The sequence below is a fragment of the Variovorax raffinosi genome (assembly GCF_051216615.1).
GTDB lineage: Bacteria > Pseudomonadota > Gammaproteobacteria > Burkholderiales > Burkholderiaceae_C > Variovorax.
On sequence record NZ_JBPJZR010000007.1, the window covers coordinates 223,449 to 248,240 of the forward strand.

At 67.0% G+C, this 24,792-nt stretch carries 24 protein-coding genes; 14 read left to right on the top strand and 10 right to left on the bottom strand.

Features of this window, described 5'->3' with window-relative positions:
- Nucleotides 1-282 precede the first annotated feature (282 nt).
- Nucleotides 283-741 (top strand): hypothetical protein, encoded by a 459-nt coding sequence (locus tag ACSFB7_RS21650; protein ID WP_435473794.1) that lies wholly within the window; start codon nucleotides 283-285, stop codon nucleotides 739-741.
- A 182-nt stretch (nucleotides 742-923) separates the two neighbouring features.
- Here the strand turns inward: ACSFB7_RS21650 and ACSFB7_RS21655 are convergent, their stop codons facing one another.
- Nucleotides 924-2,564 (bottom strand): 3-(methylthio)propionyl-CoA ligase, encoded by a 1,641-nt coding sequence (locus tag ACSFB7_RS21655; RefSeq protein ID WP_435473796.1) that lies wholly within the window; start codon nucleotides 2,562-2,564, stop codon nucleotides 924-926.
- A gap of 154 nt (nucleotides 2,565-2,718) precedes the next feature.
- Here ACSFB7_RS21655 and ACSFB7_RS21660 point away from each other — a divergent pair, with 154 nt between their 5' ends.
- From ACSFB7_RS21660 to ACSFB7_RS21700, 9 genes are all read left to right on the top strand, one after another.
- Complete coding sequence (locus tag ACSFB7_RS21660) at nucleotides 2,719-3,390, top strand: nitroreductase (RefSeq protein ID WP_435473798.1); 672 nt, start codon at nucleotides 2,719-2,721, stop codon at nucleotides 3,388-3,390.
- Nucleotides 3,391-3,464: 74 nt separating this feature from the next.
- Nucleotides 3,465-4,259, top strand: coding sequence for a phosphodiesterase (locus ACSFB7_RS21665; protein WP_435473800.1), 795 nt, complete (start codon nucleotides 3,465-3,467; stop codon nucleotides 4,257-4,259).
- A 69-nt stretch (nucleotides 4,260-4,328) separates the two neighbouring features.
- Entirely contained in the window at nucleotides 4,329-5,102 is a 774-nt protein-coding gene (locus ACSFB7_RS21670; RefSeq protein ID WP_435473802.1) for a helix-turn-helix domain-containing protein, read from the top strand.
- Between the two features lie 36 nt (nucleotides 5,103-5,138).
- On the top strand, nucleotides 5,139-6,029 hold the full coding sequence (locus tag ACSFB7_RS21675; RefSeq protein ID WP_435473804.1) for a DMT family transporter: 891 nt from the start codon (nucleotides 5,139-5,141) through the stop codon (nucleotides 6,027-6,029).
- A gap of 110 nt (nucleotides 6,030-6,139) precedes the next feature.
- Nucleotides 6,140-6,745 (top strand): P-loop NTPase family protein, encoded by a 606-nt coding sequence (locus ACSFB7_RS21680; protein ID WP_435473806.1) that lies wholly within the window; start codon nucleotides 6,140-6,142, stop codon nucleotides 6,743-6,745.
- A 10-nt stretch (nucleotides 6,746-6,755) separates the two neighbouring features.
- Nucleotides 6,756-7,427: a hypothetical protein gene (locus ACSFB7_RS21685; protein WP_435473808.1), complete on the top strand. Its 672-nt coding sequence runs from the start codon at nucleotides 6,756-6,758 to the stop codon at nucleotides 7,425-7,427.
- Nucleotides 7,428-7,495: 68 nt separating this feature from the next.
- Nucleotides 7,496-7,975 carry a DUF4124 domain-containing protein gene (locus ACSFB7_RS21690; protein ID WP_435473810.1) on the top strand — a complete coding sequence of 160 codons (480 nt, stop codon included), beginning with the start codon at nucleotides 7,496-7,498 and terminating at the stop codon, nucleotides 7,973-7,975.
- Between the two features lie 16 nt (nucleotides 7,976-7,991).
- Complete coding sequence (locus ACSFB7_RS21695; protein ID WP_435473811.1) at nucleotides 7,992-8,444, top strand: ribonuclease HI family protein; 453 nt, start codon at nucleotides 7,992-7,994, stop codon at nucleotides 8,442-8,444.
- A gap of 50 nt (nucleotides 8,445-8,494) precedes the next feature.
- Nucleotides 8,495-8,743, top strand: a complete 249-nt coding sequence (locus tag ACSFB7_RS21700) for a DUF3297 family protein (protein ID WP_187112304.1) — start codon at nucleotides 8,495-8,497, stop codon at nucleotides 8,741-8,743.
- 31 nt (nucleotides 8,744-8,774) lie between these two features.
- On the opposite strand, the gene ACSFB7_RS21705 is transcribed toward ACSFB7_RS21700, so the two are convergent.
- The 4 genes from ACSFB7_RS21705 to ACSFB7_RS21720 form a co-directional block, all read right to left on the bottom strand.
- Entirely contained in the window at nucleotides 8,775-9,800 is a 1,026-nt protein-coding gene (locus ACSFB7_RS21705) for a DUF2272 domain-containing protein (RefSeq protein WP_435473814.1), read from the bottom strand.
- A gap of 34 nt (nucleotides 9,801-9,834) precedes the next feature.
- Nucleotides 9,835-11,013 (bottom strand): acetyl-CoA C-acetyltransferase, encoded by a 1,179-nt coding sequence (locus ACSFB7_RS21710; protein WP_435473816.1) that lies wholly within the window; start codon nucleotides 11,011-11,013, stop codon nucleotides 9,835-9,837.
- 119 nt (nucleotides 11,014-11,132) lie between these two features.
- Entirely contained in the window at nucleotides 11,133-12,413 is a 1,281-nt protein-coding gene (locus ACSFB7_RS21715) for a hypothetical protein (protein WP_435473818.1), read from the bottom strand.
- A 211-nt stretch (nucleotides 12,414-12,624) separates the two neighbouring features.
- Nucleotides 12,625-13,407 (bottom strand): SDR family NAD(P)-dependent oxidoreductase, encoded by a 783-nt coding sequence (locus ACSFB7_RS21720; protein WP_093246642.1) that lies wholly within the window; start codon nucleotides 13,405-13,407, stop codon nucleotides 12,625-12,627.
- A gap of 149 nt (nucleotides 13,408-13,556) precedes the next feature.
- Here ACSFB7_RS21720 and ACSFB7_RS21725 point away from each other — a divergent pair, with 149 nt between their 5' ends.
- The 4 genes from ACSFB7_RS21725 to ACSFB7_RS21740 all read left to right on the top strand — a co-directional run bounded on the left by ACSFB7_RS21725 (nucleotide 13,557) and on the right by ACSFB7_RS21740 (nucleotide 18,817).
- Nucleotides 13,557-16,244, top strand: coding sequence for a winged helix-turn-helix domain-containing protein (locus ACSFB7_RS21725; protein ID WP_435473820.1), 2,688 nt, complete (start codon nucleotides 13,557-13,559; stop codon nucleotides 16,242-16,244).
- A gap of 290 nt (nucleotides 16,245-16,534) precedes the next feature.
- Nucleotides 16,535-17,338 (top strand): AP2 domain-containing protein, encoded by an 804-nt coding sequence (locus ACSFB7_RS21730; protein WP_435473822.1) that lies wholly within the window; start codon nucleotides 16,535-16,537, stop codon nucleotides 17,336-17,338.
- Between the two features lie 164 nt (nucleotides 17,339-17,502).
- Nucleotides 17,503-18,339 (top strand): AP2 domain-containing protein, encoded by an 837-nt coding sequence (locus tag ACSFB7_RS21735; RefSeq protein ID WP_435473824.1) that lies wholly within the window; start codon nucleotides 17,503-17,505, stop codon nucleotides 18,337-18,339.
- A gap of 97 nt (nucleotides 18,340-18,436) precedes the next feature.
- Nucleotides 18,437-18,817 carry a hypothetical protein gene (locus ACSFB7_RS21740; RefSeq protein ID WP_435473826.1) on the top strand — a complete coding sequence of 127 codons (381 nt, stop codon included), beginning with the start codon at nucleotides 18,437-18,439 and terminating at the stop codon, nucleotides 18,815-18,817.
- 40 nt (nucleotides 18,818-18,857) lie between these two features.
- Here ACSFB7_RS21740 and ACSFB7_RS21745 read toward each other — a convergent pair whose 3' ends face one another.
- The 5 genes from ACSFB7_RS21745 to ACSFB7_RS21765 all read right to left on the bottom strand — a co-directional run bounded on the left by ACSFB7_RS21745 (nucleotide 18,858) and on the right by ACSFB7_RS21765 (nucleotide 24,792).
- Complete coding sequence (locus tag ACSFB7_RS21745; RefSeq protein WP_435473828.1) at nucleotides 18,858-19,484, bottom strand: LysE family translocator; 627 nt, start codon at nucleotides 19,482-19,484, stop codon at nucleotides 18,858-18,860.
- 140 nt (nucleotides 19,485-19,624) lie between these two features.
- Nucleotides 19,625-20,776: an acyl-CoA dehydrogenase family protein gene (locus ACSFB7_RS21750; protein ID WP_435473830.1), complete on the bottom strand. Its 1,152-nt coding sequence runs from the start codon at nucleotides 20,774-20,776 to the stop codon at nucleotides 19,625-19,627.
- Between the two features lie 50 nt (nucleotides 20,777-20,826).
- Nucleotides 20,827-22,386: a long-chain-fatty-acid--CoA ligase gene (locus ACSFB7_RS21755; protein ID WP_435473832.1), complete on the bottom strand. Its 1,560-nt coding sequence runs from the start codon at nucleotides 22,384-22,386 to the stop codon at nucleotides 20,827-20,829.
- Nucleotides 22,387-22,403: 17 nt separating this feature from the next.
- On the bottom strand, nucleotides 22,404-23,516 hold the full coding sequence (locus ACSFB7_RS21760; RefSeq protein ID WP_435473834.1) for a CaiB/BaiF CoA transferase family protein: 1,113 nt from the start codon (nucleotides 23,514-23,516) through the stop codon (nucleotides 22,404-22,406).
- 88 nt (nucleotides 23,517-23,604) lie between these two features.
- A complete protein-coding gene (locus ACSFB7_RS21765; RefSeq protein ID WP_435473836.1) occupies nucleotides 23,605-24,792 on the bottom strand; it encodes an acyl-CoA dehydrogenase family protein in 1,188 nt (395 codons plus the stop codon).

Genomic DNA, 24,792 nt, shown 5'->3' on the forward strand with positions numbered 1-24,792 from the left:
TGTCGACGAACGGCGGTGCCGTTCGGTTGAGCGGTCGTTGCCCGCACCAATGGCGCCGGCTTTACATTCCACGCCCCCACGGCCAGCAACCCACCCGCCCGTATACCCAGTTCAGGGGATGGCGCCCGCACACCCTCCCTACAAAAATCATCACCAGATAACAATTCTTGACAATTCAACCAAGGCGATGCGCAACAGCATCGATGGCAGTGGGGAGGCGCAGACAGGGGGTCTTCGGTGCCGCTTACTTACCTTCTCCATCTGGAGCACGCTCGACTGCCGATGCACGTGACCGACGCGCACGACGTCAGGCGCGTGTCTGTCCTGAAGGCGACGAACCTCATCGAGGCCGCGATCGACCCGGCACTGGACCCGGACGGCAACTACCGGCTGGCGCAGGCGGCGCTGGTCGTGTGCATCACCGACGAGGGGTACGCGGAGATCGCAAGATTGCGCGGCGGCGATGCGGAACCGCCACCCAAGCCCGCGAAAAAAAGCCTTGTCCCGATGGACTACCTGCACGACATCGAACGCTCCGCGTTCCCCCTTCGCGTGGAAGCCTCCGAAGAGATCCACTGCGTCGAGGCGCTGAAGCAGGCCGGATTCATCGATGCGTCGATCAGCCCTGTGTTGAGCTGGAAAGGCAACACCGCTGCGTGCGAGCTGGCCATCGTCAGGCGCATCACGCCGTTCGGACGGGCGACGCTGGCGCGGGCCAGGTCACCATCGGCCAGAAGCTGATACGCCCATCCCCTATCACGCTTTCCTGAATACCCGCGCCCCTCGGCAAACGCTTTTTTCCCCAGCCGGAGGGACTGCCTATTCAACAGGCAACGTGGTGGGAAGCCCCGTCAATCCTCGCTCTGCCACCCCGCCTCCCCCGACAACCCACAGAGTTGTCCACAGAAAAATCGAACAAGTCATCAAACTGACTTGGCTGCGACATACCCATGAAACTGTTCGCGCAGCTTGGTCTTGAGCAGCTTGCCGGTGGCTGTATGCGGCAGGCTGTCGACGAAAGCCACGTCGTCCGGCAGCCACCACTTCACCACTCGCTCCGAAAGGAAAGTGAGCAGTTCCTCGCCCGTCACTTCCACGCCGGGGCGCTTGACCACGATGAGCAGCGGGCGCTCTTGCCACTTCGGATGCGCAATGCCGATCACCGCCGCCTCGGCCACGGCCGGATGCGCGCTCGCGGCGTTCTCCAGGTCGATGGACGAAATCCATTCACCGCCCGACTTGATGACGTCCTTGGCGCGGTCGACCAGTTGCACATAGCCGTCTTCGTCGATGTTGGCGACGTCGCCTGTCGGAAAGAAACCCTCGGCGTCGAGCACCGGGCCGCCTTCGCTCTTGAAGTAACCACTCGCGATCCACGGACCGCGCACGTGCAGGTGGCCGAAGGCCTTGCCGTCGTGCGGCAGGCGCTGGCCGTCTTCGCCGACGATCTTCAGCTCCACGCCCCACACGCCGCGGCCCTGGCGCATCTTCACGCGCATCTGCTCTTCCTTCGGCATCGCGTAGTGCTTTGGCAGCAGGTTGCCGATCACGCCGATGGGGCTGGTTTCGGTCATGCCCCAGCCCTGCACGAAGTCGGCGCCGAAGTCGCGCTCGAAGCGCTCGATCATGGCGCGCGGCGTGGCGGCACCGCCGACGCCGATGCGCTGAAGGCCCAGGGCGCGCGTGTCGATTTCAGGGTGTGCATCGAAGTACTGGAACAGCATCATCCAGATGGTGGGCACGGCCTGCGAGAAGCCCACCTTTTCATCGCGCATCAGCTCGTACAGGCTCTGGCCGTCCATGTGCGGGCCGGGCATGACCAGCTTCATGCCGGTCATCGCCGCCGCATAGGGCATGCCCCAGGCGTTGGCATGGAACATGGGCACCGCGAGCAACAGCGTCATCCGCGAGTTGACGCCGAAGGTGTCGGGCGCGCATTCCATCAGCGAATGCAGCACGGTGGAGCGGTGCGAATACAGCACGCCCTTGGGGTTGCCGGTGGTGCCCGAGGTGTAGCAAAGCGACGAGGCGGTGCGCTCGTCGAATTCGGGCCAGGCGTAGTCCTCGCTCTGCGCGCCGATCAGCTCGTCGTAGCACAGCAGGTTGGGCACGTCGATGGCGGGCATGTGTGCGCGGTCGGTCATGGCGATGAAGGCGCGCACCGACTTCAGGCCGGGCGCGAGCTTCTCGACCAGCGGCGCGAAGTTGGCATCGAAGAACAGCACCTTGTCTTCGGCGTGGTTGACGATGTAGTCGATCTGCTCCGGAAAGAGCCGCGGGTTGACCGTGTGCAGCACCGCGCCCGCGCCCGAGACGCCGAAGTACAGCGCCAGGTGGCGGTAGGTGTTCCATGCCAGCGTGCCGACGCGGTCGCCGGGCTCGATGCCCAGCACCTTCATCGCATTGGCCACCTGCTTGGAGCGGCGCCGCAGCTCCGCGTAGTTGGTGCGATGCACCGGCCCCTCCACGGTGCGTCCGACGATCTCCGCGTGCGGGTGGAAGGTGGCTGCGTGGTCGATCAACGACGAGATCAGCAGCGGGCGGTCTTGCATCAATCCGAGCATGTGTGTGTCTCCTGTGCGCCGGAAATGGTAGGCAGCCCCCATCGTGCGCCCCATCGTCGGAACGGACGATTGAAGCCACCCGAGGGTTGCCCCTAACATGGCTGCGCCATGCCGGACCAGACCCAGCGCCGGGGCATCACGAGGACCTTTTTTCATGAACGTTCAGGACGCCGTGGCCACCCGCCGCTCGGTGCGCGATTTTCTAGACACGCCGGTACCGGGCGACGTCATCCGCCGCGTGGTCGAACAGGCCTTGCGTGCGCCTTCGGGCGGCAACCTGCAGCCCTGGCACCTGCACGTGGTGGGCGGCGACAGCCTGGCTGAACTCAAGGCGCTCATGCGCACCCGCGTGCATGAAGCGCCGGCCGGCGAAGGCAGCGAGTACGACATCTACCCGCGCGAGCTGGTCGCGCCCTACCGCGACCGCCGCTTCGCGGTGGGCGAGGCGATGTATGCGCGCCTGGGCATTCCGCGCGAAGACAAGGCGGCGCGGCGCGAATGGTTTGCGCGCAACTACCAGTTCTTCGGCGCACCGCTCGCGCTGTTCTGCAGCGTCGACCGCCGCATGGGGCCGCCGCAGTGGTCCGACCTGGGGATGATGTTGCAGAACGTGATGCTGCTGCTGCGCGCCGAAGGCCTGGACAGCTGCCCGCAGGAATGCTGGGCGATCTACCCGCAGACCATCGGGCAATTCATCTCGCTGCCGCCCGAACGCATGCTGTTCACCGGCATGGCCATCGGCTACGCGGACCGCAGCAGGCCGCTGGATGCACTGGTGACCGAGCGCGCGCCGCTGGCCGACGTAGCGCAGTTCGTCGGGGTCTGAACTCTGAACCTGCGCGCGGGCGCAGGAAGGAACGGAACCTGCTTGATGATGGGAAACCACAAGGCGCCCTTTCCATGCTCATCGCACAGATTTCCGACCCCCACGTCCGGCCCGCCGGGCAGCTCTACCAGGGCGTTGCCGACTCGAACCGCATGTTCGACGAGGCCATCGATCACCTGCATGCACTGGACCGTCGACCCGACCTGGTGCTGCTGACAGGCGACCTCGTCGATGAAGGGCGGCTGGAGGAATACGCCGAAGTGCGTACCCGGCTCGCCAGGCTGGAGATTCCATACCTCGTCATTCCCGGCAACCACGACCACCGCGAGAACTTTCGCGCGACCTTCGCGGACCATGCCTACCTGCCGCGCACCGGCGCGCTGCACTACTGCATCGACGACCACCCGGTGCGCATCGTCGCGCTGGACTCCTGCATTCCCGGCCTGCATCACGGCGGCGTCGATGCCGAAGGCCTTGCATGGCTGCAACGCACGCTGGCGACCGACCGCAAGAAGCCCACGCTGCTGATGCTGCATCACCCGCCGTTCATGAGCGGCATTCCCTACATGGACGCATACCGCTACATGGACACGGCGCCGCTCGAAGCCATCGTGCGTGCATTCGACAACGTGGAGCGTGTGCTGTGCGGGCATGTGCATCGCACGATGCTGCGGCGCTGGGCCGGCACTGTCGTGTGCTCCTGCCCCAGCAGCACGACCGAGATCGCGCTGCGGCTGGCGCCCGACGCGGCTCCGACTTCGTACAAGGGACGGCCGGGCTGCATGCTGCACCTGTGGGACGAGGTGCACGGCATGGTGAGCCATGTGAGCCACATCGGCGCGATGGAAGGCCCCTATCCATTTGCCTGATGGCGGTGCGGCCCGCGCGGCAGGAGAATGCGCCCGGAACCCATCGCCCACGCCACGCCAAACCACACGATGCCCAAGGAACGAACGCTCCTCTACACCGGACACGAGTTCGCGGTGGAGCACGTGCGCTTCCACGCGCAGCGCGCCGAGTGGAGCGCGCTCTACACCGTGGCCTCGCAACGCATCGTCTTCCCGATGGGCCGCACCATGTTCGATGTGCGCTCGGGGACCGGCACCTGGCTGGTCGACGGGCTCACCGCCATGCACTTCGCCGATGCGACGGTCTACCAGATGCGCCCCGACGCCCACGCCGCACGGCAAAGCATGGTGGTCAGCGGACACGCTTCACCGCTGCCTGCGGATGCCGCGCCCTGCTTCAGCTTTCTGCGGCCGAAGTCGCTGTACAGGCTCCATGTCGCACAGCGACAGCTTCTGGTGAACGGCACAGGCGCAGCGGACGTCGCGGCACTGGTCGAAGCACTCGGCACCTCGCGCCCGCAAGTGCCACTGACGGGTGCGGTCGCCCGTGCGCGGCGGCTGGTGGCGGAAACCGCCGATCGCGGCACGCGCGTGTCGCTGCACGATGTCGCCGACGCGGTATCGCGCTCGCCATTTCATCTGGCGCGCAGCTTCCGGCAACAAACCGGGTTGAGCCTGCACCAGTACCGCCAGCACCTGCGGCTGGCCTCGGCCATGGAGCGGCTGGTCGACGGCGACCATGAGCTGGCGGGCATCGCGCACGACCTGGGCTATTGCAGCCAGAGCCATCTGGGCGCGGTGTTCAGGCAAGAGGTTGGCGTGACACTCGGCGAAGCGCGGCGGACGCTGGGCGCACGAATCTGATAGCCGCCACGCGGCGCGGTCGCGAGACTCGCCGCAATGGACCGCAACCTTTTCACAGGCTTTATCGCCGCACTGACGGCTGCCTTCGTCGGCAGCGCATGGCAACTCGTCTCGCGCCACGGCGTGACCACCACGCTGGGCCCGATGGAGCTGGCACTGATGCGCTATGGCATCCCCGCGTTGCTGCTCAGTCCGCTGTGGTTCGGCAAAGGAATGGTTCCACCGAAGGCCCCGCGCATCGTGCTCGTTCTGCTCGTCATCGGCGGTGGCCTGCCCTTCGGCCTGCTGGTGCTGGCCGGTGCACGCTGGGCACCCGCGAGCCACATGGGCATCTTCATGGCGGGCAGCCTGCCGCTCTTCACTGCTCTCGGCGCGTGGCTTCACAAGGGGCAGAAGATCGGCGGCATCCGCTTGCTGGGGCTGGCCTGCATTGCGATCGGCATGCTGCTGTTTGCAGCGGGCAGCTTCCGTTCCGGCTCGCTCGACTGGCGGGGTGACCTGCTCTTTCTTGCTGCGGCCATGCTGTGGGCAGTGCACTCGCTGGCCTTCGCGCATTGCGGGCTCACGCCGTGGCAGGGCGCGGCGTTCGTCAACGGATGGTCGAGCCTGCTCCTGCTGCCCGTGCTTTTCTTTGCCGGTGCGCCGAAGCTGCTCAGCGCCCCATGGCCGGACGTTGCACTGCAGGCTGTCGGGCAAGGCTTGGTCGCGGGCCTGTTGGGGCTGGTGGTCTACATGGTGGCGGTCGCGCGGCTGGGTGCGTCGCGTGCGTCGCTGTCAGCCGCGCTGGTGCCTGTGCTGACCACGCTCGGTGCCGCGTGTTGGATGAACGAACCGGTCACCGGTGCGGTGCTGCTGGCTCTGGCACTTGTCGTGCCGGGCGTCGTGCTTGCGAGCGGTGCCGTGCGAATTCGCGCAAGGCCGTCCTGATGCGGAAGGCAGCAGCTGCCCGGGCAGAATGCGCCCCAGAAAATCACTTCGAGGCACACATGGACAAGCGCATCCTTTCGGTGACCCAGGCCTGCCTGGCGCAGTGAACCGTGAAGCGCGTAGTGTTCATCGAAGGCTTGCCCGGAAGCGGCAAGACCACGCTGGCCAAGCACCTGTGTGAAGTCGAACGGCTGGCCGGCCGCGCCAGCGAATGGCATCTGGAAGAAGCGGCAGACCACCCGGTGCATCCTCACGCGCTCGGCGCATGCAAGGCGCATGACGACTTCCCCTTGCTCTGCCTGCAAGGCTGGCAACGCTTTGCAGACCGGGCCCGATCCGAAGACACGCTGCACATTCTCGAAGGCAGTGCCTTTCAAAGCACGGTGCGCTTCATGCTGGAGCAAGACCGGGAAGGCATCCCGGGCTACTTCGCGCGCTTCGAAGAAATCGTCAGCCCACTGCAGCCGAGCTTCATCTACCTGCGACCTGCCAACGCCATGGTTCATTCGCAAGCCACCGCCAAATTTCGCGGTCCGGACTGGACACGCAAGGTCGCCGCGTACATCGAACAGACACCCTATGCACGCCGGCGCGGGTTGCGGGGAGAAGCAGGCATGCATCGGTTCTGGGCGGACTATGCGCAGGTGTGCGATACGCTGGTGGCGCGGCTTTCGATGCCCGTGTCGAAACGCCTCGTTCAAACCACACCTGAATAGCCCATCCCGAATGCCCCGAACGATCTACTGCTGGCGCTGCAACGCCGACATGCCGATGCTCACGGAAGACGAATGGCAGATCGTCAATCCAATGGGCTTCATCGCCCAAGTGAAGCAATACCGCGAAGAAACCGGATGTACGCTGTCAGAGGCGAAGGAGCGAGGCTTGGGCTACCAATCGTTGGCGGCGTATGAGCGCATCACCGGCTTCAAGGAGACCAATCCGAATGCACTTCTGCATCACCGGTTGAGTCTTTACGGAGCGCCTTGCCACGCGTGCGGCAAGCCGCTTCGCACGCCCGTTGCCAACTACTGCGCGGCCTGCGGCGCGGCGCGCGTTGCGACCCGCTCCTGCGCGGAAGCGGGGACGAAAGCCATCGCCATCGAGATCTCCCGCTGGGTCGATGACGCGCAGCCCGGCTGGGTTGAATGCAAGCTGGTCGACGCCAAGGGTTGGGTTCATCTCTTCGTCGAGAAAGGCCCCGTCGTCACGGCCGAGCCCCTGGGTCCGGAAAGCAGCTACCCGCGTCCGGGTTCGATCGCCTGCGAGATCGAAGCCGAGCTGACGGACGCGGCAGGACGTTCACTGGCGCGCGTCAGCACGACCCGTCCATGGGATGTGGCGTCCTCTGCCGGTGAAAGCACCTTCGTCGTTCTCGCCTCGCAGCTCGTGGACTGGTAGCCGCGCAGCGACCGGTGAAGCGCCTCGATCCGATTGCCCCAGCCCCGCATCCCCGCTAACCTCTGCCCATGCGCATCCCGGCCCTCTCGCTCCTTTTCTCCATCCTCGCGATGGCGTCGGGCGCGCACGCGGACGTGGTGCGCTGCACGGACGCCAACGGTGCCGTCTCGTACACCGATGGCGCCTGTCCGGCGGGCAACCGGCAGTCGCGGCCGGTGCCGATCCTCGAATCGCCACCACCGCCGGCGCAGCGCGCGCCCTCCGACGAGGCACGCCGGCCCGCCGCCGCGCCGCAACCGGCGCCGTACGCTGCGCCCCCTTTGGCCCAGACCACGCCGTCGGGTCCGTCCATCATTCCGCGCAACCCCGATGCCCGCCCCGCGCAGGAACCCGCGCAAGACCCCGGCATCGTCGTGCTCAGCCCGGACCCGTACTACGACGGCTGGCGCCCCGCGCGCCGGCCACCGCCGCCGCATGCGCACGACCCCGGGCCGCCGCCGGGCCAGCGGCCCTGCAACCTCGCGGGCATCAAGCGCAGCAACTGCTGAACGAACAAGCGAACGAATGAGCGAGAGCCTTCCGTGGGTCGTCTACTGCGACGGCAGCGCCATGCCGAACCCGGGCCGCATGGGCATCGGTGCCGTCATCACCGCGCCTGACGGCAGCCGCCGCACGCTGTCGCAGGCCACGCACACCACGGGCTGCAACAACGAAGCCGAGCTGAGGGCGCTGACCCTGGCACTGCAGGAGTTGCGGGCCCAGGGCGCCACGGCCGTGCTGGCCTACAGCGACAACAGCATCCTGGTCGAGCAGCTCGGCGCGGCACACGCCAGGCCGATCGCGCGCATGGCCGAGCTGTTCGACGACGCCCGCGCGCTGCTCGGCACTTTCGAGCAGGCCAGCATCCGGTGGATTCCGCGCCATCGCAATGGCGAGGCCGACGCGCTGGCACGTGCCGCGCTGGGCTTTGCGCCCAAGCCGGCCGCCAAAGTCATGAAGAAAAAGAAACGGCGTTAGCGCGGCCGCCCGGCGAAACGGCTGGCCGTCAGGTCCTATCATCGGGCGCCATGACAGAAGCCACTCCCCTCCCACCCCTTCCCGACCACCTGTCCTCCAACCCGCGCAGCCCGCACCATGTGGCGGCTGTCTTCGAGCATGACGTCGGCATCCGGTTCAACGGCAAGGAACGCCTCGACGTCGAGGAATACTGCATCAGCGAAGGCTGGATCAAGGTGCCGTCGGGCAAGACCGTGGACCGCAAGGGCCACCCATTGCTGCTCAAGCTGAAGGGCAAGGTCGAAGCGTTCTACCGATAGCCTTCATTCATGGCAAGGCAGTGGCCTGTCTTCAGCGCCACTGCAGCAGCAGCGACCACGGCTGGCGGCTCATATGCCGGTCGACGCATCCCGCCGCACCGCTCACGGCGCACCCCTCAGGCAGATAGCTCGGGTCCAGCAGGTTCGTTCCGCGCGCAAAGTCCAGGCGCCGCAGGGTGACCGACTGGACCACATTGCCGCCCACGGTATCGAAGCCCGTGGCATCGACGGCCACGACCACATCGCAATGCATCGGCAGCGCATCGCCGCCGGTGGGGCGCGTGGCCAGCACCTCGCCGATCTTGTCGTAGGTGTCGAGCCCGGCACCGTCGCCCCGCGCCTGGCAGACCAGGTCGCCCACGCGCGGCGGCGTTCGCATCAGGTCGCAGGCGCGCATCGCGGAGCGCGTGGGCTGCCCCAGCGACTCGGCCACACCGGCCTGCCACGCGGCGCCGGCGTAGTCGACATGCGCTTCCGAGAAAACGAACTCCTCGTCGCTGAGCCCGGCACGGCGCGCAAGCCAGCTGATGAACGCGGCGGACCAGGGCGAGTCGATCACGGCCACTCGGTTCACCGCGACTTCGACGGCGCGCAGGCCAACGTCGTCGAGCCCCTGGTCGGGTCCGCCGCCAGGGTTTTGCGTGGAGACGGCGGCGGTAGCCGACTGGTTCAGCGCCTGCGTCAGCAGCCGTCGGTCCGCCGGATGCGCGCCGCCGAACCGCACCAGCGACGGCAGCCTGCTGTCCTGCGGATCGATGGCCCGCCAGTAGCCGAGCACACGCTGCCAGGGTGGCATCGCCTTCGCCGTGCGCCGCGTGTCTTCGGCCTCGTAGTCGCCTACTTCGGTCAGGCGACCTTCGGCATCCATGGTCTGGCCGCCGAAGGCCTGGTGCTCCAGCAGCGCCGCATCGGCCATGGCCAGTGCGCGCGGCGGCGACGGAATCTGCACGGCGGTGTCGAGGCAGCCCGACATGGCCGATGCATTGCCGCTGAAAGCCAGCACGAGCGCAAGAACGCCCGTGGCCAGCGAAGAAGATAAAAAGTCGGTGGACGGCATGTGGCCGCGAGCATAGCCCGCGCCACGCCGCGGTTCAGAGCCGCTCGACGATGGTCACGTTCGCCATGCCGCCGCCTTCGCACATGGTCTGCAGGCCATAGCGCTTGCCGCGCTGGCCGAGCGCATGGACCAGCGTGGTCATCAGCTTGGTGCCCGAGGCGCCCAGCGGATGGCCCAGCGCGATCGCGCCGCCGTTCACGTTCAACCGCGCCGGGTCGGCGCCCAGCGTTTGCAGCCAGGCCAGCGGCACCGGCGCGAAGGCTTCGTTGACTTCGTACAGGTCGATGTTTTCGATCTTCATGCCGGCCTTCTGCAACGCGCGCTGCGTGGCGGGAATCGGGGCCTCCAGCATGATCACCGGGTCGTGCCCCATCACGCTCATGTGATGGATGCGCGCCAGCGGCTTCACGCCCAGCGTCTTCAGGCCGCGTTCGTTGACCACCATCAGGCCGCTCGCGCCGTCGCAGATCTGGCTGGCGGTGGCGGCCGTGCAGCGCCCGCCTTCGGCGATGAGCTTGACGCTGGCGATGCTCTCCAGCGTGGCGTCGTAGCGGATGCCTTCGTCGGTGGTGTGCAACTCGCCCGGCTCGGTGCCGTCGGCCATGCGCACCGCCACCGGCACGATCTCGCGCTCGAAGCGCCCGGCCTTGGTGGCCTCGATGGCATTGCGATGGCTGTGCAACGCATAGGCGTCGAGTTCGGCTCTCTCGATGCCGTAGTTCTTCGCGATCATCTCGGCGCCGGTGAACTGGCTGAACTGGATGTCGGGGTAGCGCTTTTGCATGAGCGGGCCCACGTAGAAGCCCAGGCCATTTTTCAGCGGCAAGGTGGTGGGCAGGCCCATCGGCACGCGGGTCATGCTTTCGACGCCGGCGGCAATCACGATGTCCATGCTGCCCGACATCACGGCCTGCGCCGCGAAGTGCAGCGCCTGCTGCGACGAGCCGCATTGCCGGTCGACCGAGGTGGCCGGCACCGACTCGGGCAGGCGCGAGGCCAGCACCGCATTGCGCGCGATGTTGGCCGACTGCTCGCCGGCCTGGCCGACGCAGCCCATGATGACGTCTTCGACCAACGCGGGATCGGCGTCGGTGCGCTCGACCAGTGCGTTGAGCACCTGCGCGGCAAGGTCGGCCGGATGCCATCCGGCAAGGCGGCCGTTGCGGCGGCCGCCGGCGGTGCGCGCGGCGGCGACGATATAGGCTTCGGGCATGGGGTGTTCTCCGTGGACGTGAGGGGTTCGGAGAATTGTTGATGCCGCGCCCATGCGCAGCGTCGTCGAAATGGACGATTTTGGAGAGCGCGCCCGCGGCGCAAGACAGGCTCAGCGCGTCAACGGGCAATGCCAATGATCGGCAAGGAGAACTGGCTCATTCGGGGCGGCTGACTGTTCCTGCTCGCAATGGCTTTGTCCACCACGCCCTGCGCGGCAATCGCTGTCCGTTGGGCCGCATCGGCGGCAGTCTTCGCTGCCTGCGCAACGCGAGGGGTCGTACTGCTTGTTTCCTGCGATTCCGAGGCTTTGTCGGCAGCAATCTTTGCAGCGTCTGCGATGTCCTTGGCCTTCTCCAGGCTACCGCCCCGGAGGACCTCGTTGATGGCTTCATTCGACTTCACGACGACGTCTGCCGTTTGGCGCGCAACATCGAGCGCACCTGCGGTATTCGCGGCGACCCCCTTGGGTCCTGCGTCCTTGGCTTCACTTTTTGCAGAGATTGCCACTTGCTGCACCGCCAGAGGAGTTTCAGGCTGTGCACCCGCAATCGCCAGCCTCCAGCGGTGTCCCACCCTGGAGTTCTGCAACATCAGCGGAAGAAAAATGTTGGAGATTTCCGCGAGCTGGGCCGCGCTGAGCTTTCTTTCATTTTCAGGCAGCGGAGCTTTTGTATCCGGCTTCAGCATGCGAGCGTAGAGCTTGATCGCCTCAGCTTCCGAGACGGGTGTGTTCAGAGCACTCCTCAGCTGTCCGAGCACGTTCGTGACTTCGACATCGACACCGTTGTCGGGCGCAATTTCAGCCACGACCTGGGCCTTGCTGATGGCAGAGTTGACGAGCGCGCGGATCTTTGCGGGCCGACATATCGACTGATAGCCCATCAGTATGTGCATGGCACCCGTATGGTCCAACACGGTGTTCTGCAAGTTCCTGTTGACTTCGTCCATGAAGAGTTCTTGCGCGGAATGAACCAGCTTGATGACCGAAGTCCCCGCATCTGCGAAAAGGTAGGCCGCCGAATATGCATCCATGCTCGCCCCCAGAAAGCTGAAGGTGGAAGCAACGCCTGCAATTCCCCCGGCTGAAGCTCCACCGACGCCCATCAATGCCGATGACAGCCCACCGACAAGGTTGGTCTGCTGCCGCAGGTTGCCGGCCGCCTGAGCGCTCTGCCCGATGGCATCCAGGTACTCTTCGCAGTTGAGCTCGATCAAGACGCGCCCCGCGTTGAGCATCGCCTGGGCATTTTCGGGGCTGGCTCTGGTGGGGTCCGCGCTGCTTTCGTATCGACCGTAGAAATCGTCCGTGGCACTCGAGAGCACCGTCTTTTGCAGCTTGGAGGTGCTGTCCAGCCTGGAAACTTGGGCGAAGGTCTTTTCGGGCGTGGGGGGCTTCATCGAGGTGCACCCTGCCAGTGCCGCGACCACGAAGACGGGCAGCACGCGACGCGCCCACACGCAACTCCCACCGTTTCTTGTTCTCATGGCATTCCTTGACGCGATCCCCCGATCGCTGGGCGATCGTAGTAACAGCCAGGAAGCAGGGGCATCCCATATTCAAGGGACGCCCTTTGTCTTTTCGTGGGCTATTCGCGCCCGCGCACGTCGTTCACCTCGGCGCCATGCGGATCGCCCCATCCAGCCGCACGCTCTCGCCATTGAAATACCCATTGGTGATCATCAGCTCGGCCAGCGTCGCGTACTCCGCCGGGTTGCCCAGCCGCTTCGGGAAAGGCACAGACGCCGCCAGCGCCGCTTTCACGTTGTCCGGCGCGCCCTGCAGCAGCGGCGTGTCGAAGATGCCCGGCAGGATGGTGTTGACGCGAATGCCCTCGCCCATCAGGTCGCGCGCAATCGGCAGCGTCATGCCGACGATGCCGGCCTTCGATGCGGTGTAGGCGGCCTGGCCCATCTGCCCGTCTTGTGCCGCCACCGAGGCGGTGTTGACGATGGCGCCGCGCTCGCCGTCCTGCAGCATGTCGAGCGTGAGCATGCCGGCGGCCGACTTGGCGATGCAGCGGAAGGTGCCCACCAGGTTGATCTGGATGATGCGGTCGAAGTTGGCGAGCGGAAAGTGCTTGATCTCGCCGGTGGCCTTGTCGCGGCTGGCGGTCTTCACCGCGTTGCCGGTGCCGGCGCAGTTGACCAGCACACGTTCTTGCCCATGCGCGGCGCGGGCCTTGGCAAAGGCCGCATCGACCTGCTCTTCGGAGGTCACGTCGACCTTGCAGAAAACGCCGCCGAGTTCTTTGGCCAGCGCTTCGCCCTGCTCCGCGTTGAGGTCGAACAGCGCGACCTTCACGCCGTGGCTGGCCAGGCGGCGCGCGGTGGCGGCGCCCAGGCCCGATGCGCCGCCCGTGACGACGGCGGCAATGCTGGAATCGAGTTGCATCAAGGGTCCTTGCGAGGTGTGGTTGGCGATGGAGCAATGGGTTTGTCGCCAGCCAGTTTAGGAAGCAGAATCGGCGGCGGCATCGTCGGAAACGACGGAAATCCGGGCCGCTTCGGCCCTTGCGCCGCCTCTGTCCTTTTCCGTTCGCGATGTCGCCTCCCACCGCCAGGATTCTCGAAACCAAGCTCAACCCGCCGGCCTTCACCGCCACGCAGGTGCCGCGCACCGCGATCCGCGAAGAGATCGCCGCCGCGGCCACCGTCAAGCTGGTGCTGGTGCGCGCGCCCGCCGGCTTCGGCAAGACCACGGCCATGGCGCAGATCCGCGAGCGCATGGAGGCGCAGGGCATTGCCACCGCCTGGCTCACGCTGGACCGCGCCGACAACGACGTCTCGCGCTTTCTGAACTGCCTGGCCGAAGCCGCGCTGCGCCTGGGCGTGGAAGAGCCGCATGCCAACGGCCCGCTCGATGCGGTGGCGGCGCTGGCCGCGCACGACGCGCCCTTCACCCTCTTTCTCGACGACTTCGAGGTGGTGCAGGAGCCGGCGGTGCTGGGCCTCGTGCGCGAGATCGTCGAGCACCTGCCTCGCCGCGGGCAGATCGTGATCGGCTCGCGCGGCCTGCCCGACCTGGGCATGGGACGGCTGCGCGCGCGCGGGCAGCTCATCGAGATCGATACCGACCGCCTGCGCTTCAGCCTGGAAGAAACCAGCGCCTTCTTCGGCCTCCGCACGGCCCCAGCCATGCAGGCGCTGCCCGCCGACATGCTGTCGCAACTGCACCGCAAGACCGAAGGCTGGGTGGCCGCGATCTGGCTCGCGTCGATGGCGCTGGAGCGGCACGGCACCGAGACCGGTTTTGTCGAGCGCTTCTCGGGCTCCGACCGCGCGGTGGCCGAGTACCTGGCCGAAGACGTGCTCGCGCACCAGCCCAAGGAGATTCGCGACTTTCTGCTGCGCACCAGCATCCTGCGCCAGCTCGATGCCTCGGTGTGCCAGGCGCTGAACCCGCGCGTGGACTGCGCCGCCATCCTCGAACAGCTCGCGGCGTCCAACCTCTTTCTCACGCCCGTGGGCGGCGATGGCGACGGCCGCGCATGGCGCTATCACAGCCTGTTCGCCGACTTCCTGCGCGCGCAACTGGCGCGCGAACAACCCGGCGAAATCGAACGCCTGCATCTCGCGGCCTCGGGCTGGTACGAATCGCAGGACCGCCCGGTGCCCGCCATCGACCATGCCATCGAAGGCGGCGACCATCCGTATGCGCTGACCCTGCTCGACAGCTATGCGGCGCAGTTCCTCGAACAGGGCCGCATGCGCATGCTCGCGCGCTGGTTCTCGGCCATTCCCGAACACCAGCTGCGCGAACACCCGTTCCTGCAGCCGATCGCGCTGTGGGCCACCTGCTTCACGCACGGCCCGTGGGATGCGATGCGCATGCTCGAACAATCGGGCTGCCTCGACAGCCCCATTCCCGAAGTGCGGGCGAGCGCGCACACGCTCGTGCCGCTGCTGCTGGCCATGCAGGACCGGCATGACGAGGCTTATGAAATCGGCCGCCAGAGCCTGTCGCGCCTGCCCACCGGCCTGGCCTTTGCCGACAGCGTGCTGCTCAATGCCATGGCCCACATCCTGGCCGTGCGCGGTGACCAGCACGAGGCGCGGCGCATGCTCGAAGCCGCGCGCGAACAAGGCAGCAGCACCTTCAACCGCATGTACACCGAGTCGCTGGCCGGCCTGTTCGACCTGCAGGAAGGCCGGCTGCGGCAAGCCACCGCGCGCCTGCGCATGGCGGTCGATTCGACCCATGCCGTGTCGTACAACCACAGCCACGGCAACGCCTGGGCCGGCGTGCTGTATGCCGGCGCCGTGTACGAGACCCACCAGCTCGTGCAGGCCGACCATCTGCTGAACGTGTACCTGCCGCTGGCGCGCGACGTGGGCCTGCCCGACCACATGATCCTGAGCCACGTGATGCGCTCGCGCATCGCGTTCCATGCCGGCGACATCGACGCGGCCTTCCAGGCGCTGACCGAACTCGAATACCTGGGCCACCACCGGCAACTGCCGCGTGTGGTGGCCAGCGCCAAGCTGGAGCGCTCGCGCATGCTGCTGCTGCAGGGCAACGGCCCCGCGTCGCGCGACGAGCTGATGCGCGCCGACGACCCCGCGCTGTGGGAACGCGAGCGCCGCCAGCGCCTGCCCGCGCACGACCTCGACTATCTGGCGCTGGCCAGGGCACGCTGGGACATCGCGTTCGGCGACCCGCGCGCGGCGCTGGCCGTGCTCGACGCCGAGATCCATGCCGCGCGCGCCTGCGCGCACAACCGCCGCGTGCTCAAGCTCAAGGTGCTGCGCGCGATGGCGCTGCAACGCGCGGGCGACATGGCCGCGGCCATCGAAGAAATCGGCGAAGTGCTGCAGACCGCGAGCCAAGAAGGTTTCGTGCGGCTGATCCTGGACGAAGGCACGGCCGTGGGCACGCTGATCCACCGCTACGCCACGGCGATGCAGGAAGCTCCATCGTCGCGCGGCGGCAACAGCGATCCGATCCTGGCGGACTATCTTCAGCGGCTGCTGCAACTGATCGGGCCGATGGCGGCAGCGGCCGATGCCGAGGCGCCGACCGGCGACGCGATGAAGGAGCCGCTCACGCGCAAGGAGATCCGCGTGCTGCAACTGCTGGCCGAGGGGTACTCCAACAACGCGATGGCGGAGAAACTTTTTGTGTCCGACAGCACGGTGCGCACGCACCTGCGAAACATCAACATGAAGCTGGATGCGAAGAGCCGGACGCAGGCGGTGGCCATCGCGCGCAAGCTCGGCGTGATCCGCTAGAGGCTGACTCTGCCGCGCCGCGCGGTGCCCTGAACGCGGCATACATCCTGAAACCGGTGGCTTCGCAAACTGGGTAGGTGCACCCGCCCGGGCCGCCCGCCACCGCAACTACTACGGATTCCGGTGATACCGCCGCCCCCGCGCAATCCCTAGCATTCCTCTCAGAGAGCCAAGTCTTCCACCCGCCAAACCGGCCTTCCGGAGCGGCAGTGGAATCGTTCGGCCAGCGGGCCCGGTCACCGGTTCGGGGAGTTGTTCACGTCGAGAGCGCTGCAAAGCACGAAGCCACCATGCCCAGAGGAATTCCCAACCCCGCCGCCATGTATGGCATTTCGCCCCGTGCCTGGGGTTTCGAGGTGTCGATCGTGCGCAACGGCACCCGCTACTACAAGCAGTTCGGGCGGGCCAGCTACGGCAGCGAAGAACAGGCGCTGCTGCAGGCGCAGGACTGGCGCGACGACGTCGTGCGCAGCGTGCCGCCGGTGGCGCGGCGCACGCGGGCCGAAAAGCTGCGCATCAACAACACCACGGGCGTGTCGGGCGTCTTCTGCCAGGTCACGTCCAGCGGCAAGGTCCGGGCGTGGGTCGCCAAGACCTACATCGGGCAGGACGAAGTGCTTCGCACCGACTTCCCCGTAGACGCCATGGGCCAGGCGGCGCAAACGCTGGCCATCGAGGAACGCGCGCGGCAACTGGAGCGCATGGCGGGCCTGTCGAGGCTGCATCCGGCTGAAGAAGCGATCCGCACGGCCCCTGCGGCCTACCCTGCCGAGCCGCGCTCGCCCAAGCGCTCGAAGTCCGAAATCAGGCGTTGCACCAACTCCAGCGGCGTCAGCGGGGTGCACTTCAAGTCGCCCAACGTCGGGCACCCGGGCTACTGGCTCGCCATCACCTACACCGCGGGCAAGGGCAGCGTGAGCAAGGCTTTTTCCATCAAGGAACACGGCCCCGACACCGCCAAGCGCATGGCCATCGCCGAGCGCGAACGGCAGCTCGAACAGAAACTGAACGCTACAGGCGTATCCAGTCTTGCGCCCCGGCAAGAGCTTCGCCAGCAACACGCGGCCACCTCCGGAGCAAGGCAGGACGTGTGACAGTTCCGTGCCTTGCCCCCGCTTTTGTTTCCAAAAAACAGAAGCCCGCAAAACCGTCATCGGGCTTCGGCCAAAATAGCTGCGAAATGCGAGCGCCAATGAGCCCCGCGCGGACCGGGGAGTTCATGAGAAGCAGCAAGGCTGAAGCAATCAGCGCGTCGAGAATGCCAAAAGGTATCCCCAATCCGGCCGCCATGTATGGCATTTACCCCAGGTCCTGGGGTTTCGAAGTTTCCCTGGTTCGCAACGGCATCCGCCACCACAAGCTGTTCGGCAAGGCCAGCTACGGCAGCGTCGAGCAGGCGCTGCTTCACGCGCAGGACTGGCGCGATTTCATCGTCAGGAGCGTGCCGCCGGTCGAGCGGCGCGTGCGGGCGCAAAAGCCCCGGGCCAACAACACCACCGGCATACCCGGCGTGTTCCACCAGATCGCGGCCGGCGGCAAGGTGCGCGGATGGATGGCCAAGACCTACATCGCACAAGACGAGATCCTGCGCGCCGACTTTCCCGTCGACGGCCTGGGCGATGCGGCGCAGGCGCTGGCCATCCGCGAACGCGCGCAGCAACTCAAGCACATGACCGGACTGGCGCGGCTGCATCCGGCTGAAGAGGCAATCCGCATGGGGCTGTCGGCGCATGCGCACGGCCCGCGCTCGCCCAAGCGTTCCAAGTCCGAGATCACCCGGCGCAACAACACCAGCGGCGTGAGCGGCGTTCATTTCAAGTCGCCGCACGCGGCGCATCCCGGCTACTGGCTGGCCATCACCTACACGGCGGGCAAGGGCTCGGTGAGCAAGGCGTTCTCGGTGAAGGAGCACGGCCCCGACATGGCCAAGAGCCTGGCGATTGCCGAGCGCGCGAAGCAGCTCGCGGAAAAACTGCGCGGCGAGGAATCGCCGTCGTCCGCCGCTGCCGGCCGGCAGCGGCAACAGCAGCAACAACAAACACCTCCAAAGAAAAAGCCCGGTCGCTCAGCCGCCGGCGCCAAACAGGACAACTGATGGATCGATACCGAACCGGCTTCGCAGCCAACGCCGCGAAGCCCGACAGCCAGCGCGCGCCCGCCACCACGGCCACCCCACGACGGGCCGCCTGCCAATGACGACGCTCAAGTCTCTTCACCAATTGCTGCGCGTTGCTTCGCACCTTCTGGACCAGGCCGCGGCCGATGTCCGCACGACAGATTTGGAACCCGTCTCCGACAACATCGAAGGCATCGGCCGCGCGCTGATCGAGCTGATCGAAGTGCAGCGGCGCATCTACGCCCTGCAGCCCGAGCTGCAGCCGAAGTCGCTGGCGGCCTCGCCGAGGGAGGAAGACGCCAACCGGCTCTTCACCCAGTTCACCATCGAGGCGCTGGAGCTGGAAGACGCCGGCAACACGGCGGCGGCGCGCGAGAAGTACTCGACCTTCATCGGCCTCTCGCCTTCGTACCCGCATCGCGAGATCGCGCGGGCGGAGCTGCGCCGATTGTCCTGAGAAGGGGTCTCCCCGCCAGATCGCTCCAGCGCGCCTTGCCTCAGCGCGACCGCATTTCGTTGGTGGTCGCAATCAACAGGCGCAAACCAAACGCCCCGACAAGTGCACCGGCGATTCGATTCAACCAGCGACGATTCCGGCCGTAGGCCGCCTGCACTCTCGGGTGCGAGAAGGCCACGGCCAGGAATGTGTGCCACAGCAGCGCATTCACAAAAACCAATGCAATGGCCGCGGCAGAAAGCAAGGCGCTCGGCTCGTGAGGCAGCACCGTCGCGAAGATGCTGCCGAAAAACAAGGCCGACTTCGGGTTCATGATGTTGGTCAGAAAACCAAGGCGAAATGCCACCCATGGCGCGAGCGGTTTGCTGTGCCCTCCCATCTCGGATGCGGCGGACCGCCACAGGCGGATCGCGACGTAGCAAAGATAGATGCCGCCTGCCATCTGCAGTGCGAAACGCAGCTTCGGGAGCGAGGCAAAGAATGCGTTCACGCCGAGTATGGCGAGCACGGCCCAGGTCACGGCCACGGCTGCAACGCCGAAGCCCGCGAAACAGGCGCTCTTGCGATGGCCGCTCGCTGCGAGCTGGGACACGAGAAGCACATTGGCACCGGGCGTGGCAAGCACGAGCCAGTGAAGCAAGGCAATCGTCAGGAGTGTGGAGATCATCTGGTGGCCGACTTGAGGCGTTGAACCCCGAGCCTAGCGTTTCCTCCTGTGCGCTGCCAGCCACTGCGTGTACATCCAGTGGTTCCGCGATTGCCGGCGCTGAAAACCCCTTGTCCTGCTTGAAGCCTCAGCCCTTCACTTCACAACGCCCGCGAAATCACCTCTTTCATGATCTCGTTGGTGCCGCCGTAGATGCGCTGCACGCGCGCGTCGGCGTACATGCGCGCGACCATGTATTCGCTCATGTAGCCGTAGCCGCCGAAGAGCTGCAGGCATTCGTCGATCACGCGGCCCTGCGTTTCGGAGCCCCACAGCTTGGCCATGGAAGCCGTGGCTGTGTCGAGCGTGCCGGCCACCAGGTCTTCGACGCAGCGGTCGATGAAGGCGCGGCCCACCTTGATCTGCGTGGCGATCTCGGCCAGCTTGAACTTGGTGTTCTGGAATTCGGCGATCGGCTTGCCGAAGGCCTTGCGGTCGCGCACATAGTCCAGCGTGGCCTGGTAGGCGCCTTCCATGGCCGCGAGCGCGCTCAGGCCGATGATGGTGCGCTCGTACGGCAGGTCGCTCATGAGCTGGAAGAAGCCCTGCCCTTCCTGCCCGCCCAGCAGCGCATCGGCCGGCACGCGCACGTCGTCGAAAAAAAGCTCGGAGGTGTCCTGCGCCTTCATGCCGATCTTGTCGAGCACGCGGCCCACGCGAAAGCCCTTGCAGCCCTCGGTTTCGACGATGAGGATGGACGTGCCCTTGGCGCCCTGCGCCGGATCGGTCTTGGCCACCACCAGCACCACACCGGCCAGGTAGCCGTTGGTGATGAAGGTCTTGGAGCCGTTGATGAGGTAGCCGCCGTCCGGTATTTTCTCGGCGCGCGTGCGCACGCCCTGCAGGTCGGAGCCGGCGCCGGGCTCGGTCATGGCGATGGCGCCGACCAGCTCGCCGCGCGCCATGCGCGGCAGGTAGTGGCGCTTCTGCTCCTCGGTGCCGTGGTTCAGGAAGTAATGCGCCACGATGGCATGCACCGACGTGGCCATGCCGCTGAGCGCGCGGCGCGACATCTCTTCGTAGACCACGGCCTCGTGGCGGAAGTCGCCGCCGGCGCCGCCGTATTCCTCGGGAATGTCGGCGCACAGCAGGCCGAGCGCGCCGGCCTTGCGCCAGACCTCGTGGCCCACGTGGCCGCGCTTGCGCGCTTCTTCGTCGTGCGGCAGCACCTCGGTTTCGACGAAGCGCACCACGTTGTCGCGGTACAGCTCCAGGTCTTCGTCGCTCCAGGAGCGGCGGAAGTCGATGGGCATGATGGTTTCCTTGGGTTGTGTTCTTTGTCGGGCGCCGGTGCGTCGATGCGTCAGCCGACGCGGCGTGCCTTGCCGGCCCAGAAGGGTTCGCGCAATTGAAACTTCTGCAGCTTGCCGGCCGCCGACAGCGGCAGCGCATCACGAAACTCCACGCTGCGCGGGCATTTGTAGCTGGCGATCTGGTCGCGGCAGTGCGCGATGACGGCCTCGGCATCGAGCGCCATGCCTTCGCGCCGCACGATCACCGCATGCACGCGCTCGCCCCACTTGTCGTCGGGCACGCCGATCACGGCGGACATCAGCACCTGCGGCAACTGGGCGATGGCGTTCTCGACCTCGGCCGAATACACGTTCTCGCCGCCGCTCACGATCATGTCCTTCATGCGGTCGACCACGAAGACATAGCCTTCTTCGTCCATGTAGCCGCCGTCGCCGGTGTGCATCCAGCCGCCGCGCAACGCGGCTTCGGTTTGCTCCGGCTTGTTCCAGTAACCCGCCATGACCATCGGCCCGCGCGCGACGATCTCGCCGACCTGTCCGAAGGGCAGCTCGTTGTCTTCGCCGTCGACGATGCGGACTTCGGCGATGGTGATGGGCGTGCCGGCCGAGCGCAGCAAACGCTCGCGGTTCGGGCCGGGCTGGTGGCAATGCGGCGGGAGCGCCGTGACCACGGGCGACAGCTCGGTCATGCCGTAGACCTGCGCGAACGCGGTGCCCGGAAAGGCGCGCATGGCCTGGTCGAGCAGCGCTGCGTCGATGGGCGCCGCGCCGTACGAGAGCAGGCGCAGGGCCGACAGGTCGAACTCCGCGAAGCGCGGATGCTCGATCACTCGCTTGATCATGGTCGGCACCAAAAACATTTCTGTGACGCGCGCCGACTGCAGCGTCTGCAACACCGCCAGCTCGTCGAACACCGGCACCACATGCACGGGCACCAGCCGCAGCATGCTCTGCAGCGCGATGCCGCAACCGGCCACATGGAACATGGGCGCGGCGACGATGGCCACCGCGTCCTGCGTGTCGCGCGGCAATGCTGCCACCGTGCCCAGTGCGTTGATGCACAGGCTGCCGTGCGTGAGCATCACGCCCTTGGGCTGGCCCGTGGTGCCGCCGGTGTACATCACGGCGGCCAGCTCGTCGCTGGTGTGCGGTGCATCGTCGATGGGCGCGGCATCGGCCAGCAGCGCCTCGTAGCCGAGCATGCCTTCGGGCACGGCACCATCGCCGCAATAGACCACCGTGCGCAGCGAGGCCGAGAGCCTGCGCAGCTCGCCGGCCATCGGTGCGAAGACATCGTCGACCAGCAGGATGCGGGTGTCGCAGTCGTCCAGCGAGTAGGCGACCTCTTTCGGGTTCCAGCGGATGTTGACGGGGTTGATGACGCCGCCGCCCCACCAGGTGCCGAAGAAGTATTCGACGAAGCGGTGCGAATTGAGGCTCATCATGCCGACGCGGTCGCCCGGCTGCATGCCGAGTTGCTTGAGCACGGCGCCGAGCCGCGAAACGCGGTCGGTGAACTCGCCATAGCTCAGCCGCTGCTTGCCGCAGACCACGGCGGTGGCCTTGCCCTTCTCGCGGCGGCCCTTGTGCAGGGGTTGGGTGAGGAACATGGGCTCTTCCTGTTTGTTCAGGCGACGCCCAGGGGCACGATGGCTTCGGCGGCCACGCCCCAGCGGCGCAGCACGGCCTGGCCGTCGTCGTGCGCCTTGGCCGGCGGCAACACCGGCGCGGTGCGGCTGAAGCGTGGCGCGGGCGCGGGCTGCACCACGCCGCCCACGTTGGCGAAGGTGCCGCGCGCCACGTTGTGCGGATGCTCGGGCGCCTCGTCCCAATCGAGCACGGGGGCGAAGCAGGCGTCGCTTCCTTCGAGCAGCACGCACCATTCGTCGCGCGTGCGGGTGCGAAACACATCGGCCATGCGCAGCTTGAGCAGCGGCCAGCGGTCGGCGTCCATCTGCGCGTCGAAGGCCGGGTCGTCGGCGATGCCGCAGCGCTCGCGCATGAGCGCGTAGAACTGCGGCTCGATGGCGCCCACGGCCACGTACTTGCCGTCGGCGCAGGCGTAGGTGTCGTAGAAGTGCGCGCCGCCGTCCAGCATGTTCTCGCCGCGCTGGTTGCTCCACTGGCCGGCCGACTTGAAGCCGTACATCATCGAAGACAGCAGCGCCGCGCCGTCGGTCATGGCGGCATCGACCACCTGGCCCTGCCCCGAACCCTTCGCTTCGTGCAGCGCGGCCAGAATGCCGAAGGCCAGCAGCATCGCGCCGCCGCCGAAGTCGCCCACGTAGTTGAGCGGCGGCACGGGCGGCTCGCCCGCGCGGCCGATGGCGTGCAGCGCGCCGCTGATGGCGATGTAGTTGATGTCGTGGCCCGCCGCATGCGCCAGCGGACCGTGCTGGCCCCAGCCGGTCATGCGGCCGTACACAAGGCGCGGGTTGCGCGCATGGCACTCGGTGGGGCCCAGGCCCAGCCGCTCCATGACACCGGGGCGAAAGCCCTCGATGAGCACGTCGGCCTTGGCGATGGCGTCGAGCACCGATTGCGCCGCGCCCTCCGCGCGAAGGTCGACCTGCAGCGTGCTGCGCCCGCGCGCGAGGATGTCGTGCGGCGCGGTGCGTGTGCCGGGGCGCTCGATGCGGATCACCTCCGCGCCCATGTCGGCGAACAGCATCGCGCAGAAAGGCCCGGGGCCGATGCCCGCCATCTCGATCACCCGAAGTCCCTGCAATGGGCCTGCCATGTTTGTCTCCTGTTGCGTGGAGCGATCTTGGCGCGGGGGCGATGGCGCTGCATCGTCGAAAGCGACGAATGCGGCGCGCGGGTTGTGGCTACCGCACGTCGTTAGTGTCGATCGCGTCGTTCGCGGCGTTCGCGGCGCGAAGCCGCGCCACGCGGCGCAGGTGCCACGAGGCCGGGCCGAACTGGCCTTCGATGAGGGTGGCGCGGCGCACGTAGTGGCCGACCGCCAGCTCTTCCGTCATGCCCATGCCGCCGTGCAGTTGCACCGCGCCCTGGCCCACGGCCTTGCATGCCTTGGCGACGGCCACCTTGGCGGACGACACGGCGCGGGCGCGCTCATGCGCCGTCGCGGTATCGATGGTTTCGCCCACGCTCGCGGTGAGCGCGGCGGCCTGCTCCAACGCCATGTGCATGTCGGCCAGGCGATGCTGCAGCACCTGGAAGCTGGAGATCGGCACGCCGAACTGCTTGCGCTGGCGCACGTAGTCGAGCGTGTCGCGCATCAGGCGCCGCATGACGCCGATGGATTCGGCGCAGATGGCGAGCGTGGCTTCGTCGAGCGCCTGCTCGATCTGCGGCAGCGCTGCGCCTTCGGTGCCGAGCAAGGCATCGGCGGGCAATCGCACGTTGTCGAAGACGATGTCCGCGGCACGGCCGCCGTCGCGTGTCGGGTAGGCGCGCAGGCGCAGGCCCTTCGTGTCCTTCGGTACGACGACCAGCGAGAGGCCGTCCGCATCGCGAGGGCCGCCTTTGCTGCGCGCCGTGACGATCAGGTGGCTGGCCCACGGCGCGGCCTGCACGACCGCCTTGTGGCCATCGAGCCGGAAGCCGTCGCCTTCGCGCACAAGACGCGTCTGCACGTCAGCGCGGTCATAGCGGCTTTGCGGCTCACTGTGCGCAAAGGCCAGCACGGCCTGCCCCGCGACGACGCGCGCGAGCAGCGCATCAGCCTGCGCGCCAGGGTGGTGCTGCAGCAGGCCCGCGCCGATCACCACCGTCGACAGATACGGCTCGGCCGCGAGCGCGCCGCCCAGCGTTTCCACCAATGCGAGGTGCGCGGCCATGCCGAAACCCATTCCGCCGTGCGATTCAGGCAAGGCCGCGCCCAGCAGGTCCAGCTCGCGCGAGAGGCCTTGCCAGAACGGCGGCGGCGCATCGTCAGCGCGGGCCAGCGCATGCAGGCGCTGCTCGAAGCCGTGGTGGTTGTCGAGGTAGCGCGCGAGGCTGTCGCGCAGCATCGCGAGGGTGTCGTCCTGTTCGGTGCGTGTTGTGTGCAT

Coding starts and splice junctions, on each gene's coding strand:
- ACSFB7_RS21650 (WP_435473794.1), top strand. CDS start 283: ATGCACGTGACCGACGCGCACGACGTCAGGCGCGTGTCTGTCCTGAAG.
- ACSFB7_RS21655 (WP_435473796.1), bottom strand. CDS start 2,564: ATGCTCGGATTGATGCAAGACCGCCCGCTGCTGATCTCGTCGTTGATC.
- ACSFB7_RS21660 (WP_435473798.1), top strand. CDS start 2,719: ATGAACGTTCAGGACGCCGTGGCCACCCGCCGCTCGGTGCGCGATTTT.
- ACSFB7_RS21665 (WP_435473800.1), top strand. CDS start 3,465: ATGCTCATCGCACAGATTTCCGACCCCCACGTCCGGCCCGCCGGGCAG.
- ACSFB7_RS21670 (WP_435473802.1), top strand. CDS start 4,329: ATGCCCAAGGAACGAACGCTCCTCTACACCGGACACGAGTTCGCGGTG.
- ACSFB7_RS21675 (WP_435473804.1), top strand. CDS start 5,139: ATGGACCGCAACCTTTTCACAGGCTTTATCGCCGCACTGACGGCTGCC.
- ACSFB7_RS21685 (WP_435473808.1), top strand. CDS start 6,756: ATGCCCCGAACGATCTACTGCTGGCGCTGCAACGCCGACATGCCGATG.
- ACSFB7_RS21690 (WP_435473810.1), top strand. CDS start 7,496: ATGCGCATCCCGGCCCTCTCGCTCCTTTTCTCCATCCTCGCGATGGCG.
- ACSFB7_RS21695 (WP_435473811.1), top strand. CDS start 7,992: ATGAGCGAGAGCCTTCCGTGGGTCGTCTACTGCGACGGCAGCGCCATG.
- ACSFB7_RS21700 (WP_187112304.1), top strand. CDS start 8,495: ATGACAGAAGCCACTCCCCTCCCACCCCTTCCCGACCACCTGTCCTCC.
- ACSFB7_RS21705 (WP_435473814.1), bottom strand. CDS start 9,800: ATGCCGTCCACCGACTTTTTATCTTCTTCGCTGGCCACGGGCGTTCTT.
- ACSFB7_RS21710 (WP_435473816.1), bottom strand. CDS start 11,013: ATGCCCGAAGCCTATATCGTCGCCGCCGCGCGCACCGCCGGCGGCCGC.
- ACSFB7_RS21715 (WP_435473818.1), bottom strand. CDS start 12,413: ATGAAGCCCCCCACGCCCGAAAAGACCTTCGCCCAAGTTTCCAGGCTG.
- ACSFB7_RS21720 (WP_093246642.1), bottom strand. CDS start 13,407: ATGCAACTCGATTCCAGCATTGCCGCCGTCGTCACGGGCGGCGCATCG.
- ACSFB7_RS21725 (WP_435473820.1), top strand. CDS start 13,557: ATGTCGCCTCCCACCGCCAGGATTCTCGAAACCAAGCTCAACCCGCCG.
- ACSFB7_RS21730 (WP_435473822.1), top strand. CDS start 16,535: ATGCCCAGAGGAATTCCCAACCCCGCCGCCATGTATGGCATTTCGCCC.
- ACSFB7_RS21735 (WP_435473824.1), top strand. CDS start 17,503: ATGCCAAAAGGTATCCCCAATCCGGCCGCCATGTATGGCATTTACCCC.
- ACSFB7_RS21740 (WP_435473826.1), top strand. CDS start 18,437: ATGACGACGCTCAAGTCTCTTCACCAATTGCTGCGCGTTGCTTCGCAC.
- ACSFB7_RS21745 (WP_435473828.1), bottom strand. CDS start 19,484: ATGATCTCCACACTCCTGACGATTGCCTTGCTTCACTGGCTCGTGCTT.
- ACSFB7_RS21750 (WP_435473830.1), bottom strand. CDS start 20,776: ATGCCCATCGACTTCCGCCGCTCCTGGAGCGACGAAGACCTGGAGCTG.
- ACSFB7_RS21755 (WP_435473832.1), bottom strand. CDS start 22,386: ATGTTCCTCACCCAACCCCTGCACAAGGGCCGCCGCGAGAAGGGCAAG.
- ACSFB7_RS21760 (WP_435473834.1), bottom strand. CDS start 23,516: ATGGCAGGCCCATTGCAGGGACTTCGGGTGATCGAGATGGCGGGCATC.
- ACSFB7_RS21765 (WP_435473836.1), bottom strand. CDS start 24,792: ATGCACACAACACGCACCGAACAGGACGACACCCTCGCGATGCTGCGC.